The sequence below is a fragment of the Variovorax sp. LjRoot175 genome (genome assembly GCF_964253805.1).
In the GTDB taxonomy this organism is placed as follows: Bacteria; Pseudomonadota; Gammaproteobacteria; order Burkholderiales; family Burkholderiaceae_C; genus Variovorax.
Window position 1 is genome coordinate 4,572,301 of sequence record NZ_CAXURY020000001.1, and the last position, 14,832, is coordinate 4,587,132.

Below are 14,832 nucleotides of genomic sequence, written 5' to 3' on the forward strand. Positions count from 1 at the left end.
GGGCGCGCCTGGCGCAAAATCAACACGCCAAGGCAAACGGACCCCGCCGGCGCGAACGCCGGCAAACCGGGCATTTTAGCCGCGTTGCCACTCTGAGGCTCCCCCCCTTCTTCCCCGATGAACCGCCGTTTCAATCCCGTCAGTTTGCAGCAGGCCGCACAGGATTCGCCCACCCTGGCCAGCCTCGCCGCGCGCGCGCGCGATGCGATCGAGCGATTGCAGGCGGTGCAGGAACTGATTCCGCCCGAGCTGCGCCCCGCCGTGCAGGCCGGTCCCGTCGAAGGCGGCACCTGGTGCCTGCTGGTGCAGGGCAGCGCCGCCGCGGCCAAACTGCGCCAGCTGGTGCCTTTGCTTCAGACGCGGCTGAAATCCAGAGGCTGGGACGACGTGACGCTTCGCATCAAGGTGCTCGCGCGCCGCTGAAAGCAAGAGCGTCAGCCGCCGCCACTCGCGCGTGTCGTCGACGCCGTGCTCCGCGCCTCCCATGTCCTGCGTACCCCGGATCCGCCTGCTCAAGCTCGGCCGCTTCGTGCTGCTGTGGTTCGCGCTGTCGCTGGGCGTGGCGGTCGCCTCGCCGATCGTGAATCCGCAGGCGGTGGAGCTGGTCTGTTCCAGTGCCGGCGCCGTCAAGATGGTCGTGCAGACCGACGACGGCGCGCAGGAGCTGGGCATGAGCCACATGGACTGCCCGCTGTGCGTGTTGACCGGCGCGCCGCCACCCGCAGCAGCGGTTGCGCTGCCGAGTCCTCTCCCGCTGGCCCATGCGGTCCAGCCCACTCCGGCCGCACGCATCGCCGCGGCCACCGCCGCGCCGCTGCCCGCGCGCGGGCCGCCAGCGCTCTGAGCCTGCCTTCGAACCGGTAGCGCATCGCGCCCCGCAGGACGGGCGCTGGCGCCCGAACTTCCTTGCTTGCCATGCATCGGCGCTCCACGGCGCCGAAGAGCCCTTCCATGAATTCAATGACCCATGAGGCACCCGCGCGCGCCGGTGCTGCCGACGGCCTCTATCGCGCCGTATGGCGCTGGCACTTCTATGCCGGCCTGCTGGTGCTGCCCTTTCTGATCTGGCTGGCCATCACAGGCGGCCTGTACGTCTTCAAGGCAGAGATCGATGGCTTCTTTCATCGCGAGCTGAAGACCGTGCCGGTCGCCAGGGGGTCCATGCGGCCCCATGGGGAGGTGGTCGCCGCAGCCTTGGCGGCACATCCCGGGCGGCTGCTCAAGTACACGCCCGCAAGCGCAGCGACCGACTCGGCGGAAGTCGGCATCGCGACCGCCCAGGGCGAACAGCTCGCGGTGTTCGTCGACCCTTATTGCGCCGCGGTGCTGGGCGCCTTGCCCGATCGCGGGACGGTGGCCTGGACCATCCGCCGACTCCACAGCCTGAAGTACTTCGGGCCGGTGGCGCGCGGGGCGATCGAGATCGCGGGCGGCTGGGCCATCCTGCTGGTGCTCACCGGCATCTATCTCTGGTGGCCGCGCGGGCGCAGCGGCGGGGTGCTCTCGGTGCGCGGGCGGCCGCGCCAACGCGTGTTCTGGCGCGACCTGCATGCCGTGACGGGCCTGGTGGTCGGCGGCGCGCTGGCCTTTCTGGCCTTCACCGGCATGCCCTGGTCGGTGCTGTGGGGGGCGAAGGTCAACCAGTGGGCCAACGGGCACAACTTCGGCTATCCCGCCGGCGTGCGCGTGCAGGTGCCGATGTCCACGCAGCGGCTCGGCGACCAAGCGCCCACCGCCTGGTCGCTCGAGCAGGCCCGCCTGCCTCGGTCCGCACCGGACGGACATGAGGATCACGCAGGGCATGGCGCGCCGCCGCAGCCGGCTGCGGCGGCGGCTTCGCCCCAGGCCATCGGCCTCGACGCTGCCATCGCGATCGTCGAAGGGCTGGGCATCGCCCGCGGCTACACCATCAGCCCGCCGCGCGGGCCCACCGGCGTCTACACGGCTTCGGTCTATCCCGACGATCTGTCGCAGCAGCGCGTCATCAACCTCGACCAGTACAGCGGCCGGCGGCTCATCGACATGCGCTATGCCGACTACGGGCCGCTGGGCCGCTGGCTGGAGTGGGGCATCAACGTCCACATGGGCCAGGAGTTCGGCGTGCTCAACAAGGTCGTGCTGGTGGTGGTCTGCCTGGCGATCGTGCTGCTGTGCGTGAGCGCCGGCTTGATGTGGTGGAAGCGCCGGCCGGCCGGTGGCCTGGGCGTACCTCCGATGCCCGCCGACCGCCGCGCGTTGCGCGCCGTCGTGGCATTGCTGGCTGTGGGCGGCGTCGTGTTTCCGCTGGTCGGCGCTTCGCTGCTGCTGATGCTGCTGCTCGATGCCTTGCTCGTGCAAGGACACCAGCGTCCTGCGGGCGCTGCCTGAAGCAGCAATGACTTTGCATCTCCGGACACGGCGCGCAGCGCAGCACCTGCGGACTGTCTGGTGGTGCCGCTTGTCGGCATCAAATTTGGGCGTTTTGGCGGCTCTTGCGAAGCCGGATGTCAGGATCGAACATGCCGGGGGATGGCGAAAGTCAAGCTCTCTTCCCAGCGCCCCAGCCCACGGCCACTGATAAATTGGGCAAAGTGATATCCAATATACGGTGTAACGGGTACTGAACGAGCTAAGCACGCTCGACATCAGTTCTCGACACGGGTAATATGTTGCTCATTAAGCTGGATAGTGAGTTTCCAAATGAACGCACAAAGCGCCCCGCCTCTCGAAGTCACTCAGGCCGCACGCACCTTCGGTGAGCGTCTGCGCACTGCTCGCATGCGCCGACGCATGACCCAGGACGAGCTTGCGAGCGCCAGCGGCATCACTCGCAAGACCCTCTACGCGCTCGAGAACGGCTCAACCGCAGCCTCGCTTGGTACCGTGTTGTCGGTGCTATGGAAGCTCGGCCTTCTGGGGACGGCGGCGGGCTTGGCCGATCCCGACCAGGACGAGCACGGCAAAGTGCTTGAGGCGGCTCGACGGCCGACCAGGGTTCGCCACAGCGCGGCGAATCTGGACAACGACTTCTGATCCCTTATGGCCACCCCTGACCAGCACTGCTACATCTACATCCAGCTTCCAGGCACCTTCGAGACGGTGCCCTGCGCGTCGTTGCGCGTTCGCGAGGTTGGCTCTGGCTCCTACGAGGGCACCTTTACCTACGGGCGGCGCTACTTGGATCGCAAGGATGTTGTCGCGCTAGACCAATACCACCTTCCGCTCGGCCCACGCCCGCATCGATTTACGAAACTGAAAGGAATTCCTGGCGCCGTGCGAGACGCCAGCCCCGACGCTTGGGGCCGCCGTGTCATACAGGCGAAGCTCCAGCGCAAGGAGGAGGATCTGCAGGAGATGGACTACCTGCTTAATGGTCCGGACGACGGTGGCGGCAACCTGAGCTTCGGCAGGACTATTGAGCCTCCAGCCCCTCGCCGTCCGTTCAATCGCACTCACCAGCTCGAGGCTCTCTGCGAGGCCGCGGAGAAGCTAGAGGAGGATGGTCGGCTTCCCCACGAAGTGCTGGAAGAGCTTGAACCAGGCACCAGCATGGGCGGAGCCAGGCCGAAGGTGACTATCGAGGATGGCAAAAAGATCTGGCTGGCCAAGCTCCCCGAGAAAAACGACCCGGTCAACATGCAGCGAATTGAGTTCGCAACCCTCCGCCTTGCCGATGCGGCAGGAATTCGAGTGTGCGGCACGCGACTGGAACCAATCGGCGGAAAGGATGCCCTGATGCTGGAGCGTTTCGACAGGCAGTGGCGAGAAGACAAGGGCGCCTACCTTCGCTACGGGCTTATCTCGGGCTTGACGGTGCTTGACGCAGAAGATGGTTATGGAGGTCGTGCGCGCTGGTCTTACCCTCTGCTCGCCGATGAACTGCGCCGCTGGTCTGTTCGAAGTGAAGACGATCGGCGCGAGCTCTTCAAGCGAATGGTCTTCAATGCAATGGTCACCAACAACGACGATCACCCGCGCAATCACGCGGTGCTTCATCGACCCGGAGGATGGCGGTTATCACCGGCCTACGACATCGTGCCGAAGCCACTGGTGTCTCAGGAACGTCGGGATCTTGCACTGGAGGTTGGGAGATTTGGCCGGGCAGCGAGCCGCTACAACCTGCTGTCGCAATGCGACGTGTTTGGGCTCTCGCCTGCGGAAGCTGAACACGAAATCGACTCCATGCTGAAGGTTGTCAGCGGCTGGCGAGAGTTCTTTGAACGCGCCGGGGTCGACCGCGCTGCGCTTGAATACCTCGAGGGCGCGATGCTGCCGCCGTCGTTCTTTCTGGAGCAGCCGCCTCAGCCAATCTGACGTCCGCAGACGTCCAGGACGTCGACGCTCACCGACCGTCAGCCGCCTGGCGCGTAAGCGGAGAGGCTCCGACTACGGAGCCGCGAGCCGGGCCAGGTGCTGGACGCTCCAGGCGCCGGGGCTGCGGCGCGGGAGCTTTCTCCAGAACCGCTCGGCATAGTTCCGCGGGCGGCATAAACCGCCGAGGCCAATGGCATCGAGCCATACCGCTACCTCGTCGCGCTGTTCAAGAAGCTGCCGTTAGCGCAAACGGCCGACGACTACGAAGCCCTGTTGCCCTGGCGACTGACGCAGTGAAACCGGCCTGAGGGCAGTCCACGATCTTCCTCAATGCAGGTCACCCGCTGCTCCGCAGCACCTCTTGAACTTCTTGCCGCTGCCGCAGGGGCAAGGCTCATTGCGTCCCACCTTGGGTTGCATCGACTTGGCCACCTCGCGTTCATAGACAGCGCGTCTGAGCGGGAGCCAGTGGGCATGCATGTCCAGGACAGCTTGTGGGATCTGAAGCGCCAGTTCCGCCCTCATGGCGGGCGTCTTTGTGAGTTCGTCCTGATCCACGGAGTAGTCATCTTCGCCGAGCAGGGCGATCGGCCTGAACCAGGCTTGCCCTTGCGGTGTTGACAGCAACGGCTGCCAGTCATTCCAGCAGAGTGGGGCCTCATGCCCTCAACAAAGCCGCAGGCCCACGACTCGGCATCGTCATATTCCCGCTTGTCGCCCGCGTAGGTCATGGTTGACCAGCCAGGACTGACCACTCGTGGCTCCTCCTCCAGCCCGGAAATGATGCTGTTGAAGTGACGCATGACCAGCCCCAAGTATGGTTCAACTCCTCGATTGAATTCATCGGAGGCATCATCTCCTTGGTGCCCCAAATCTTGGGGAGCCACTGCTTCGGATGGACGGTCGTCGGACCGACCGCAAGGGCGTGCAAGAACCCATCCACCATGTCCAGTGTCATGCTCTCTTCCGTGTCGACGTCATAGAGCAGGAACTGGTCAAGCTGGTCAAACTCGTCCTCGGACAGCGGGGCAAATGGGTTGGTCATCGATTGGATGTGGATGCGGGGTACGACCGCGATTCTCGCCCTCGACGCGCCGCTGCCGGCTTCTACCCAACCGTCATCCCTTTACTCCAACGCTCATCTGGCCGCAAGGGCGTGGTCAAAAGAGCGCTTACGGAGTCTTCGATCGTTAGCGCTGCGGTCCGGGCGCATGGGGGCGCGAGGTTCTCGCCGGAGCTGTCGCCCATTGCGCCGGCATGAGCGGGTCGAGCCGCCGTGCTGGAGTTAGGCTGAGCGTCCAATGGGAAGTTGCATTGCCAGCATAGCTTTCGTGAGCTCCGCCAGCCGGCTCGTAGGAAGCTTCCGGGAGTACATGCCCGTTTGGGCCAGGCCGCCTCGTGCCTCGCGCCTCGCGCCCCGCGGGCGTAGCCGGCGTCTATTCGAGCGCCGCCGTGGCGGCCTCTGGATAGAGGTTTGGAAACAAGATGCTGAGCGAGGACATGGGGAATCCGATGCTGAGTTCCGACCGGTGGCCGTCGCTCTTCAGCAACCCGTCGGCGAGGAATCGAGATACGACCTTGCGGGCTGTGCGCTCCTCCAAGCCGGTCATTCTGATGAAGTCGCCCCGCGCGACCGAACCCGTCGTTGCGACCGTCTGAAGCGGAAAGACCGCCTCCTCCCGGTACTCCGAGATGCCGTCCGTAGTCCCTCTCACGAGCACGTAAGCCCGAATGCGATCTTTGAGCTTCGGAAGGTCAAGCATGGTGGCCATGAACGTGACCTGATCCTCGCACAGCTCGATGAAGTAGCGACACCACTCCCAAAGCATCTTCTGGCTGAGGTTTCCGCGGCCATCGAGGTCACCCTGCCGGGCACTGTCGGCGTTGTCGAGCATTTCGTAATAGCGCTGGCGCTGGCGCGCCAGCGCTCGATTTGGGGACCATAGGCCGCCACTGAGGGGGAACAGGGCGCAGTGGCTCTGCAGTCGAACAGCACGCCCGTTGCCGTCCTCGAACGGATGAGTCCACGCCATGCGGTGAAGGGCGGACGCAATGGCGTAGAGAACGGCGTCGACGCCCTTGAGCTGGCCATATCGCTCATCCATCCGCTTTAGGAATTGAGGGACGGACTGCCAGGTCGGAGGTTGATGTCGGCCGACTGCGACGTCGTGCTTCCGGAGCTCTCCCGGAACAACAATGCGTCCATCTTCGGTGCGCCGGTCTTCTTCCGAGAGCCTGCCGTACAGACTTGCGTGCGCCCTCAAGAGAAAATCGCTGCTCAGGGCCGCCGCCTCCGTCGTCACAAGGTGCTCGAGCTCCTGTTCCGCTTCGATGTGCGCCACGGCCACCCGCTGGCGCATGGCCACATCGGGTTTCTCGGAAAAGTCGTGCCTGAGCGCCCGCTCGATGTTCGCAGGGTGCGTGCCCTGGCCCTCGATGCTGTTCGAGTAGTAGGAGTTCATCGAGCGGACAATTGCGCGCAGGGCATCTCGTGCTTCAGGGCTTGCCGAGGCTCGCAGCTGCGCCGATTTCTCGAAGACGCGGCGCGTGGCCTCAATCAACCCGTCCAGGTTCAGCGCTGGTAACAGCGGCTCAAACTGGTGGGGTTGGTCATAGGCGGCAATCGGCTTGGGCTTTTCTGACATGATTTCCGGTTCCGTTTCCTGTATTTTCTCTGAAACAGTCATACAAAACAACCGGTTATCGACAAAGATGGCTGGCGTGGATTCCGGTTGTTTTACCGGTTTGGTTTCCACTTGGATTTCCGTTTGGGATGCCGCTTCACCAGTTGTTGCGCCAGCATCTGGCCCTTCCAGCGCCACACACGACCAGAGACGTTCCCTTCTAGCGACCTCGCGGCATGCATGGTGCCGGTGGCGACACTGAGTGAGATTAGGCGCGCAGACGCGCACGGGCGAGCGGCCATCCGCGATACAGCAAGGCCTGACGGTGTCCTACGACACCGTGAACATGCTTACCGCGAGCGAGCAGCCGTCGCCTGGCACCGCCATCAGGTGTTGCCGCGGCGAGCCAACCAAGGCATCACACCGCGCCTGGCGGCAGCCTATGCGGAGCCCGGCTCAGGTCGTTGCAGACGCTGGCCGCAGATTTGTGCAGGACAGCCGCGAGGCCAGCGGCGTCCATAGTGCGTAGGTCGGCGCTAACTGCGCCAGGATTGGATTGGTCGTTGGCGGAAGCAATAGCACTCATCGCGCAGCTCCATGAGGCTGGCGCGCACGTGCACCAGCAGATCAATAGAGTTGCACCCGAGCAGCACCCGCTGCATCAGCGAGCGGCGCGTCGCCACGCCGCCTCCCTTGGCTAAGCGGCGCTGACTCGCGCCGGGGACATCCTCGCGCGTGTGCGTCCCATGACGCCTAAGCCCCTGAGGGTCCGCGCTATTCGCTAGGGCTCTCGGCTCGACGAACGGTCGCCTGGGCCAAAAAGCACAGCGAGCACTTCACACCGATCTACATCGAGGTCACTCAGACCTTACCCCGACTCTAGTGAATGCACTTCGCTGATTTATCGGTTTCATACTACGTCCCAAATCCCTGCACCGCGCCCCAGTCGCATGTCACACTGTCCCAGCTGCGCAACATGTAGCCCCATGTCAGCCCTCATCCTTGGGACACTCTTGGGACATCAAGTGTCCCAGAATTAGGTTGATGATGCGTGACGGAGAGGGGTGCGATGTGACGTAACGTGTTGATTTTATTGGGTAATTTGGTGCCGCTTGTCGGAATCGAACTGACGACCTACCGCTTACAAGGCGGTTGCTCTACCAACTGAGCTAAAGCGGCGTGGGGGTACGGATGGATTTTAGTGGTGCGGCGCCTGCCGCTCGGCCCGCTACTTGATGCGCTTGAGCGAGGGCCGGGCGCCGCCGTTGGTCGGGGGCCTCGGCGGGTCTTCTGGGCCCGAAGACGTGGCGCCCGCCGTCGTCGTTGCCGCCGCGTCATCCGCGGAAGCCTCGCCGCTGACCAGATGGACGACCTTGCTCGCATCGCCTTCGGTGCCGCGGGACGCGTCTCGCAAGGGCGTGCGCGCCGCGGGCGAAGTCGTGGCCGTGCTGTGGTCCTCGATGGCCGGCACTGCGGCGGGTGCGGGCGCCGGAAAAGCCATGCCCTGCCCGTTCTCGCGCGCATAGATCGCGATCACGCGGCCCACCGGCACGCTGATCTCGCGCGCGGTGCCGGCGAAGCGGGCCTTGAACTCGATGAAGTCGTTGCCCAGCTTGAGTGAACTGGTCGCATCGAAGCTGATGTTCAGCACAATCTCGCCGTTCTTCACGTACTCGCGCGGCACCTGCACGGTGTCGTCGACCTGCACCGCCACGTAGGGGGTGAAACCGTTGTCGGTGCACCACTCGTACAGGGCCCGTATCAGGTAGGGGCGGGTGGAAGAAGACTCGAGCGCGTTGATCATGAGAAACGAAGCTGCAGGTACTACTTGCGCATCACCTTTTCGGACGGCGTCAGCGCTTCGATGTAGGCCGGGCGCGAGAAGATGCGTTCAGCGTACTTCAGGAGCGGCGCGGCGTTCTTGCTGAGGTCGATGCCATAGTAGTCCAGGCGCCAGAGTAGCGGCGCGATCGCGACGTCGAGCATCGAGAAATTGTCGCCAAGCATGTATTTGTTCTTGAGAAACACGGGCGCGAGCTGCGTGAGCCGGTCGCGGATGTGCGAGCGCGCCTTCTCGATCGCCTTCTCGTTGCCCTTGGCGGTGCGGTTTTCCAGCGTGGAGACGTGCACGAACAGTTCCTTCTCGAAATTGAGCAGGAACAGGCGCACGCGCGCGCGGTCGACCGGGTCGCCGGGCATCAATTGCGGATGCGGGAAGCGCTCGTCGATGTACTCGTTGATGATGTTCGACTCGTACAGGATCAGGTCGCGCTCGACCAGGATCGGCACCTGGCCGTACGGGTTCATCACGCTGATGTCTTCAGGCTTGTTGTAGAGATCGACGTCGCGGATCTCGAAATCCATGCCTTTTTCGAACAGCACGAAGCGGCAGCGATGGGAAAAGGGGCAGGTCGTTCCTGAATACAAAACCATCATGGCGAAAGACTCCTAAAAATTAAAAAGAGTGGGCATGCCGGGCGGCAACCCACTCCACAAGGACGCGCGCCCGGCGAGGCCGGACCGCGTTCTCAGCTTCGTTACTTCACGTCTTTCCAGTACGAGGCGTTCAAGCGCCATACGAAGACCAACGCCATGACGAGAAACAGCAGCACCCAGACGCCGACGCGGATGCGGGTGTTCTGCGCGGGTTCGGCCATCCATTGAAGGTAGCTCACGAGGTCACCGATCGCCTGGTCGTACTGCAGCGGCGTCATCGTCCCGGGCGCGACCTGCTCCCAGCCCTTGAATACCTCGGCGGCGTGGCCGTGCGATTCGATCTTGTCGAACACCGGCCGGCGGTCACCCTGCAGCTCCCACATCACGTGCGGCATGCCGACGCTCGGGAACACGAGATTGTTCCAGCCGGTCGCCTTGGTGTCGTCGCGGTAGAAGGTGCGCAGGTAGGTGTAGAGGTAGTCGGCCCCCGTGCCGCCGTGGCCGGCGCGCGAACGGGCGACCAGCGTGAGGTCGGGCGGAATGCCGCCGAACCATTCCTTGGCCTGGCGCGGATCGAGGTTGGCCTTCATCGTCTCGCCGACCTTGTCGGTCGCGAACAGGAGGTTGTCCTTGATCTGCTGCTCGGTGATGCCGATGTCCTGCAGCCGGTTGTAGCGCATGAACGCCGCCGAATGGCAGTTGAGGCAGTAGTTGACGAACAGCTTGGCGCCGTTCTGCAGCGCGGCCAGGTCGTTGGTCTTGTTCGGTGCCTTGTCCCAGGCGATGCCGCCCTCGGCGGCATGTGCACCGGCCACGAAGCCGAGCGCTGCAATCAACGTGAGGATCAGTTTCTTCATTCTTGTGTGCTCCCGGTCAGTGCGCGCTGAAGGTCACGCGCTCGGGGACCGGCTTGAATTCGCCGAGGCGGCTCCACCACGGCATCAGGAGGAAGAAACCGAAATAGAAGAGCGTTCCGACCTGCGACACGCGCTCGCCGATCGGCGACGGCGGCTGCACGCCGAGGTAGGCGAGGATCACGAAGTTGACGACGAACACGCCGTACACGAACCAGTGCCAGCCCGGACGGTAGCGGATCGACTTGACCGGGCTGTTGTCCAGCCAGGGCAGGAAGAACAGGATGATGACGGCGCCGCCCATGACGATCACGCCCCAGAACTTGGCGTCGATCCGCAGCATCATCACCGCGACGATGACCGCCGCAATCACGATCGCGCCCTTGATCAAGGCGATGACACGCGCCTTCCAGACGCCGAAGACGGCGCCGGCCACGACGCAGGCGATCAGCACATACATCATCTCGCTGGTGATCGCGCGCAGCATCGAATAGTAGGGCGTGAAGTACCAGACCGGTGCGATGTGGTTCGGCGTCTTCAGCGAATCGGCCGGGATGAAGTTGTTGTACTCGAGGAAGTAGCCGCCGGCTTCGGGCGCGAAGAAGATCACGGCCGAGAAGATCGTGAGGAACACCACCACGCCGAAGATGTCGTGCACCGTGTAGTACGGATGCGACGGAATGCCGTCCAGCGGATGGCCGTCGGCGTCGAGCTTGGCCTTGATCTCGATGCCGTCGGGGTTGTTCGAACCCACTTCGTGCAGCGCGATCAGGTGGGCGACCACCAGGCCCAGCAGCACCAGCGGCACCGCGATCACGTGGAAGCTGAAGAAGCGGTTGAGGGTGGCGTCGCTCACCACGTAGTCGCCGCGGATCAGGAGCGCGAGATCAGGGCCGACGAAGGGGATCGCCGCGAACAGGTTCACGATCACCTGCGCGCCCCAGTAGCTCATCTGGCCCCAGGGCAGCAGGTAGCCCATGAAGGCTTCGGCCATCAGGCACAGGAAGATCGCGCAGCCGAAGATCCAGATCAGCTCGCGCGGCTTGCGGTAGCTGCCGTAGATGAGGCCGCGGAACATGTGCAGGTACACCACGATGAAGAAGGCCGAGGCGCCCGTCGAGTGCATGTAGCGGATCAGCCAGCCCCAGGGCACGTCGCGCATGATGTACTCGACCGACGCGAAGGCCTGCGCTGCGTCGGGCTTGTAGTGCATCGTCAGGAAGATGCCGGTCACGATCTGGATCACGAGCACCAGCATCGCGAGCGAGCCGAAGATGTACCAGATGTTGAAGTTTTTCGGCGCGTAGTACTTGCCCCACTGGTCGTTCCAGAGCTTGGTCAGCGGGAAGCGGTTGTCGACCCAGTTGAGCAGCTTCTCGCCGGTGGGGGCATTGGGCGAGATTTCCTTGAATTCAGCCATGTTCTTGTTCCTCTCAGGCCTTCTTGTCTTCGCCGATCAGCAGGCGCGTGTCGGAGAGGTACATGTGCGGCGGCACCGGGAGGTTGTCGGGCGCGGGCTTGTTCCTGAAGACGCGGCCGGCCAGGTCGAAGGTCGAACCGTGGCAGGGGCAGAGGAAGCCGCCTTCCCAGTTGTCGGGCAGCGAGGGCTGGGGGCCGGACTGGAGCTTGTCGATCGGCGAGCAGCCGAGATGGGTGCAGATGCCGACGACCACCAGCACTTCGGGCTTGATCGAGCGGCCTTCGTTGCGCGCGTATTCCGGGGTGAACTCGTCGGGGTTGCGTTTGGATTGCGGATCGGCGAGCTGGCCGTCGAGCTTGGGCAGTTCGGCGATCTGGGCCGGCGTGCGCTTGAGGATCCATACGGGCTTGCCGCGCCATTCGACGGTAAGCTTCTCGCCGGGCTGCAAGCCACCGATATCGACCTCGACCGGCGCACCGGCCGCCTTGGCTTTCTCCGAGGGCTGGAAAGTGCTCACGAACGGGATGGCGGTTGCCACGCCTCCCACTGCGCCGGCACAGCCGGATGCAATCAACCACGTCCGCTTGCTGCTGTCGATCCGTTGTTGGCCGACGGAGATGTCACTCATGGGGTCCTCAATCTTCTTCGCTGGGGGCTGGAGTCAACCGGCGATTGTAGCGGAGCGTCACAAGCGAATTCAACGCGAGCGCAGGCCCCGCATGCAGGGCAACGCGGCCTCTATACTGCCGCGGTCCAACAACAAAGACGCGAGGTAAGCGACATGAGCGTTCTGAAGGAATTTCGCGAGTTCGCGGTCAAGGGCAACGTGATCGACCTCGCGGTCGGCGTGATCATCGGCGCGGCCTTCGGCAAGATCGTCGACTCGCTGGTCGCAGACATCATCATGCCGCTGGTCGGCATCGTGTTCGGCAAGCTCGACTTCTCGAACCTCTACATCGTGCTGGGCACCGCGCCGGCCGGCGTGACCAACAACCTGGCAGATCTGAAGAAGGCCGGCGTGCCGGTGCTGGCCTACGGCAGCTTCATCACCATCGCGGTCAACTTCGTGATCCTGGCTTTCATCATCTTCATGATGGTCAAGCAAATCAACAAGCTGCGCAAAACGCAAGAAGCAGCACCCGCTGAAGCCGCACCGCCGGAGGACATCGCGCTGCTGCGCGAGATCCGCGACAGCCTCAAGCGCTCCTGAACGCCAGCGCGCGCGCCATCCGGATCGCCTCGATCAGGCTGGAGGCATCGGCCCGGCCCGAGCCCGCGATATCGAACGCCGTGCCATGGTCGGGACTGGTGCGCACGAGCGGCAAGCCCAGCGTCACGTTCACCCCCTTCTCCACGCCCAGGTACTTGACCGGGATCAGGCCCTGGTCGTGGTACATCGCGATCACCACGTCGAACTCGCCCGCCCCTTGGCGTTTTGCGCGGGCGCGCATGAAGACGGTGTCTGGCGCATGGGGCCCGTCGGCATCGATGCCTTCGGCGCGCGCGGCCGCGATGGCCGGCGCGATGATGTCGCGCTCTTCCGAGCCGAACAGGCCGCCCTCCCCCGCATGCGGGTTGAGCCCCGCGACGCCGATCTTCGGCGCGCGCCCCAGCACCGCCGCCAGTGCACGGTGCGCAATGCGCATCGTCTGCAGCACGCTGTCGACCGTCACCGCCTCGATCGCATCGCGCAGCGACATGTGAATGCTCACGAGCACCGTGCGCAGCTCGTCGTTGGCCAGCATCATGCGCACCGGCAGCTCAGCCGGCGACCGGCCCAGATGCGCCGCGGCTTCGGCCTGCAGCAGTTCGGTGTGGCCGGGAAAGGCGAAGCCCGCCGCTGCCAGCGCCTCCTTGTGCAACGGCGCGGTGACGATGGCCGCGAGCTCGCCGCGCAGCGCGGCGCGCGCCGCCCACAGCACGCAGTCGCCGGCGATGCGGCCGGCGGCGGCGCTGATCTCGCCGAACGCGATGGGCGACGGCGGCGGGCTCGCAGCCTGCAGCACGGGGATGCAGCGCGGCGGCATCGCGGCCAGGTCTGCCGGCGCATCGATCAGCGCCACGGGCAGCGCCGGGCTGCCCGGCGCTGCGAGCGCCTGCGCTGCGCGGCGCACGGTGTCCACGTCGCCCGCGACGAAGCAGCCCTGCGTGATGCCGGGCGCATCGCGAAAAGACTTGACGATGATCTCGGGCCCGATGCCCGCGGGATCGCCGAGCGTGATCGCGATCGGGGCGGTGTCGCGCTTCACGCCGGGTTGTCGATGTCGATGAACTGGTGCGCCAGGCCCAGCTGCGCAGCCACGTGCGCCGCCACCGCGGGTGCGCCGTAGCGCTCGGTGGCATGGTGGCCGCAGGCGAGGAAGGCGACGCCCATTTCTCTCGCGTAGTGCGCCTGCGGCTCCGAGATCTCGCCGGTGATGAAGGCATCGGCGCCGGCCGCGATGGCCGCCTCGAAATAGCCCTGCGCGCCGCCCGTGCACCAGGCGATGTTGCGGATCGGGCGATGCGCCGTGTCGAGCAGGACGACCGGCTTGCCGAGCGCCTTCTCGACGTGGGCGGCCAGCGCCTTCGCGCTCGCGAAGCTCTCGCCGTTGTCGCGCGCGCCCAGGAAGCCGATCTCCTGCTCGCCGAAGCGCCCGGTCGAACCGGCGTGCGCGACCAGGCCCAGCTTGAGACCGAGCTGCGCGTTGTTGCCGAGCTCCGGATGCGCATCGAGCGGCAGGTGATAGGCGAACAGGCTCACGTCGTCCCCGAGCAGGAGGCTGAGCCGCTGCTTCATCCAGCCGGTCACGCGGCCGTCCTGGCCGCGCCAGAACAGGCCATGGTGCACGAAGATCGCATCGGCCTCGGCGTGGATCGCGGCCTCGATCAGCGCGCGGCTCGCGGTGACGCCCGAGACGATCTTGCGCACCGTGGTGCGGCCTTCGACCTGCAAGCCGTTGGGGCCGTAGTCCTTGAAACGCTCGGGCGCGAGCAGGAGATCGAACGCATGCAGCAGCTCGTGGCGGGTCGTACTCATCGCGCCATTGTGGACCCGAGCGGCGCAGGCCGTCTCGCACAGCTGCGCCCGGAGAGCCCGGTCAAGGCCGCAGGCCTCAGGGTTTTCACTATATAGACGGAAACAGTCCGAATCACTCAGGCGCGAGTCTGCGGAACGAGGCAGCAGATCCATTGAGGGACAATGCAGTCTTCGGCGCCAGCCGCG

General features: G+C 64.8%; 16 protein-coding genes, 1 tRNA gene and 1 pseudogene. 7 read left to right on the forward strand and 11 right to left on the reverse strand.

What is annotated here, in order from left to right; translation table 11 throughout:
* Positions 1-117: 117 nt before the first annotated feature.
* From ACSQ89_RS22775 to ACSQ89_RS22800, 6 genes and pseudogenes are all read left to right on the forward strand, one after another.
* Positions 118-423: a hypothetical protein gene (locus ACSQ89_RS22775; RefSeq protein ID WP_436293318.1), complete on the forward strand. Its 306-nt coding sequence runs from the start codon at positions 118-120 to the stop codon at positions 421-423.
* 61 nt (positions 424-484) lie between these two features.
* Complete coding sequence (locus ACSQ89_RS22780) at positions 485-844, forward strand: DUF2946 family protein (RefSeq protein WP_436296436.1); 360 nt, start codon at positions 485-487, stop codon at positions 842-844.
* A 107-nt stretch (positions 845-951) separates the two neighbouring features.
* Entirely contained in the window at positions 952-2,367 is a 1,416-nt protein-coding gene (locus tag ACSQ89_RS22785) for a PepSY-associated TM helix domain-containing protein (RefSeq protein WP_436296437.1), read from the forward strand.
* 312 nt (positions 2,368-2,679) lie between these two features.
* Positions 2,680-3,012, forward strand: coding sequence for a helix-turn-helix domain-containing protein (locus ACSQ89_RS22790; protein ID WP_093105700.1), 333 nt, complete (start codon positions 2,680-2,682; stop codon positions 3,010-3,012).
* Positions 3,013-3,018: 6 nt separating this feature from the next.
* Positions 3,019-4,293: a type II toxin-antitoxin system HipA family toxin gene (locus ACSQ89_RS22795; protein ID WP_436293315.1), complete on the forward strand. Its 1,275-nt coding sequence runs from the start codon at positions 3,019-3,021 to the stop codon at positions 4,291-4,293.
* Between the two features lie 177 nt (positions 4,294-4,470).
* Positions 4,471-4,590, forward strand: a pseudogene (locus ACSQ89_RS22800) (transposase domain-containing protein); the annotation flags it as partial.
* A gap of 30 nt (positions 4,591-4,620) precedes the next feature.
* Here the strand turns inward: ACSQ89_RS22800 and ACSQ89_RS22805 are convergent.
* The 9 genes from ACSQ89_RS22805 to petA form a co-directional block, all read right to left on the reverse strand.
* Positions 4,621-4,920 carry an SEC-C metal-binding domain-containing protein gene (locus tag ACSQ89_RS22805; protein WP_436296438.1) on the reverse strand — a complete coding sequence of 100 codons (300 nt, stop codon included), beginning with the start codon at positions 4,918-4,920 and terminating at the stop codon, positions 4,621-4,623.
* A gap of 100 nt (positions 4,921-5,020) precedes the next feature.
* Positions 5,021-5,338, reverse strand: coding sequence for a YecA family protein (locus ACSQ89_RS22810; RefSeq protein ID WP_436296439.1), 318 nt, complete (start codon positions 5,336-5,338; stop codon positions 5,021-5,023).
* Between the two features lie 391 nt (positions 5,339-5,729).
* Positions 5,730-7,049, reverse strand: coding sequence for a Fic family protein (locus tag ACSQ89_RS22815; RefSeq protein WP_436296440.1), 1,320 nt, complete (start codon positions 7,047-7,049; stop codon positions 5,730-5,732).
* 971 nt (positions 7,050-8,020) lie between these two features.
* Positions 8,021-8,096 (reverse strand) — tRNA-Thr (locus tag ACSQ89_RS22820).
* Positions 8,097-8,145: 49 nt separating this feature from the next.
* Entirely contained in the window at positions 8,146-8,721 is a 576-nt protein-coding gene (locus ACSQ89_RS22825) for a ClpXP protease specificity-enhancing factor (RefSeq protein ID WP_093105694.1), read from the reverse strand.
* A 20-nt stretch (positions 8,722-8,741) separates the two neighbouring features.
* Complete coding sequence (locus ACSQ89_RS22830) at positions 8,742-9,353, reverse strand: glutathione S-transferase N-terminal domain-containing protein (RefSeq protein WP_093105691.1); 612 nt, start codon at positions 9,351-9,353, stop codon at positions 8,742-8,744.
* A 101-nt stretch (positions 9,354-9,454) separates the two neighbouring features.
* Positions 9,455-10,210: a cytochrome c1 gene (locus ACSQ89_RS22835; protein ID WP_436293308.1), complete on the reverse strand. Its 756-nt coding sequence runs from the start codon at positions 10,208-10,210 to the stop codon at positions 9,455-9,457.
* A gap of 16 nt (positions 10,211-10,226) precedes the next feature.
* Complete coding sequence (locus ACSQ89_RS22840) at positions 10,227-11,627, reverse strand: cytochrome b (protein WP_093105686.1); 1,401 nt, start codon at positions 11,625-11,627, stop codon at positions 10,227-10,229.
* A 13-nt stretch (positions 11,628-11,640) separates the two neighbouring features.
* On the reverse strand, positions 11,641-12,255 hold the full coding sequence (gene petA, locus ACSQ89_RS22845) for a ubiquinol-cytochrome c reductase iron-sulfur subunit (protein WP_093105683.1): 615 nt from the start codon (positions 12,253-12,255) through the stop codon (positions 11,641-11,643).
* A 153-nt stretch (positions 12,256-12,408) separates the two neighbouring features.
* On the opposite strand from petA, the gene mscL reads away from it, so the two are divergent.
* Complete coding sequence (mscL, locus tag ACSQ89_RS22850; RefSeq protein ID WP_436293307.1) at positions 12,409-12,837, forward strand: large conductance mechanosensitive channel protein MscL; 429 nt, start codon at positions 12,409-12,411, stop codon at positions 12,835-12,837.
* Here mscL and pdxA read toward each other — a convergent pair.
* Positions 12,824-13,876, reverse strand: coding sequence for a 4-hydroxythreonine-4-phosphate dehydrogenase PdxA (gene pdxA, locus ACSQ89_RS22855; RefSeq protein WP_436293306.1), 1,053 nt, complete (start codon positions 13,874-13,876; stop codon positions 12,824-12,826). The two genes, mscL and pdxA, sit on opposite strands and share 14 nt — an antisense overlap.
* Entirely contained in the window at positions 13,873-14,646 is a 774-nt protein-coding gene (locus ACSQ89_RS22860; protein WP_436293304.1) for a Nif3-like dinuclear metal center hexameric protein, read from the reverse strand. The genes pdxA and ACSQ89_RS22860 overlap by 4 nt, the downstream gene beginning before the upstream one ends.
* Positions 14,647-14,832 lie beyond the last annotated feature (186 nt).

Excerpts from the sequence above, each read along its gene's own strand:
- ACSQ89_RS22775 (WP_436293318.1), top strand. The coding sequence starts at position 118 with ATGAACCGCCGTTTCAATCCCGTCAGTTTGCAGCAGGCCGCACAGGAT.
- ACSQ89_RS22780 (WP_436296436.1), top strand. The coding sequence starts at position 485 with ATGTCCTGCGTACCCCGGATCCGCCTGCTCAAGCTCGGCCGCTTCGTG.
- ACSQ89_RS22785 (WP_436296437.1), top strand. The coding sequence starts at position 952 with ATGAATTCAATGACCCATGAGGCACCCGCGCGCGCCGGTGCTGCCGAC.
- ACSQ89_RS22790 (WP_093105700.1), top strand. The coding sequence starts at position 2,680 with ATGAACGCACAAAGCGCCCCGCCTCTCGAAGTCACTCAGGCCGCACGC.
- ACSQ89_RS22795 (WP_436293315.1), top strand. The coding sequence starts at position 3,019 with ATGGCCACCCCTGACCAGCACTGCTACATCTACATCCAGCTTCCAGGC.
- ACSQ89_RS22810 (WP_436296439.1), bottom strand. The coding sequence starts at position 5,338 with ATGACCAACCCATTTGCCCCGCTGTCCGAGGACGAGTTTGACCAGCTT.
- ACSQ89_RS22825 (WP_093105694.1), bottom strand. The coding sequence starts at position 8,721 with ATGATCAACGCGCTCGAGTCTTCTTCCACCCGCCCCTACCTGATACGG.
- ACSQ89_RS22830 (WP_093105691.1), bottom strand. The coding sequence starts at position 9,353 with ATGATGGTTTTGTATTCAGGAACGACCTGCCCCTTTTCCCATCGCTGC.
- ACSQ89_RS22835 (WP_436293308.1), bottom strand. The coding sequence starts at position 10,210 with ATGAAGAAACTGATCCTCACGTTGATTGCAGCGCTCGGCTTCGTGGCC.
- ACSQ89_RS22840 (WP_093105686.1), bottom strand. The coding sequence starts at position 11,627 with ATGGCTGAATTCAAGGAAATCTCGCCCAATGCCCCCACCGGCGAGAAG.
- petA (WP_093105683.1), bottom strand. The coding sequence starts at position 12,255 with ATGAGTGACATCTCCGTCGGCCAACAACGGATCGACAGCAGCAAGCGG.
- mscL (WP_436293307.1), top strand. The coding sequence starts at position 12,409 with ATGAGCGTTCTGAAGGAATTTCGCGAGTTCGCGGTCAAGGGCAACGTG.
- ACSQ89_RS22860 (WP_436293304.1), bottom strand. The coding sequence starts at position 14,646 with ATGAGTACGACCCGCCACGAGCTGCTGCATGCGTTCGATCTCCTGCTC.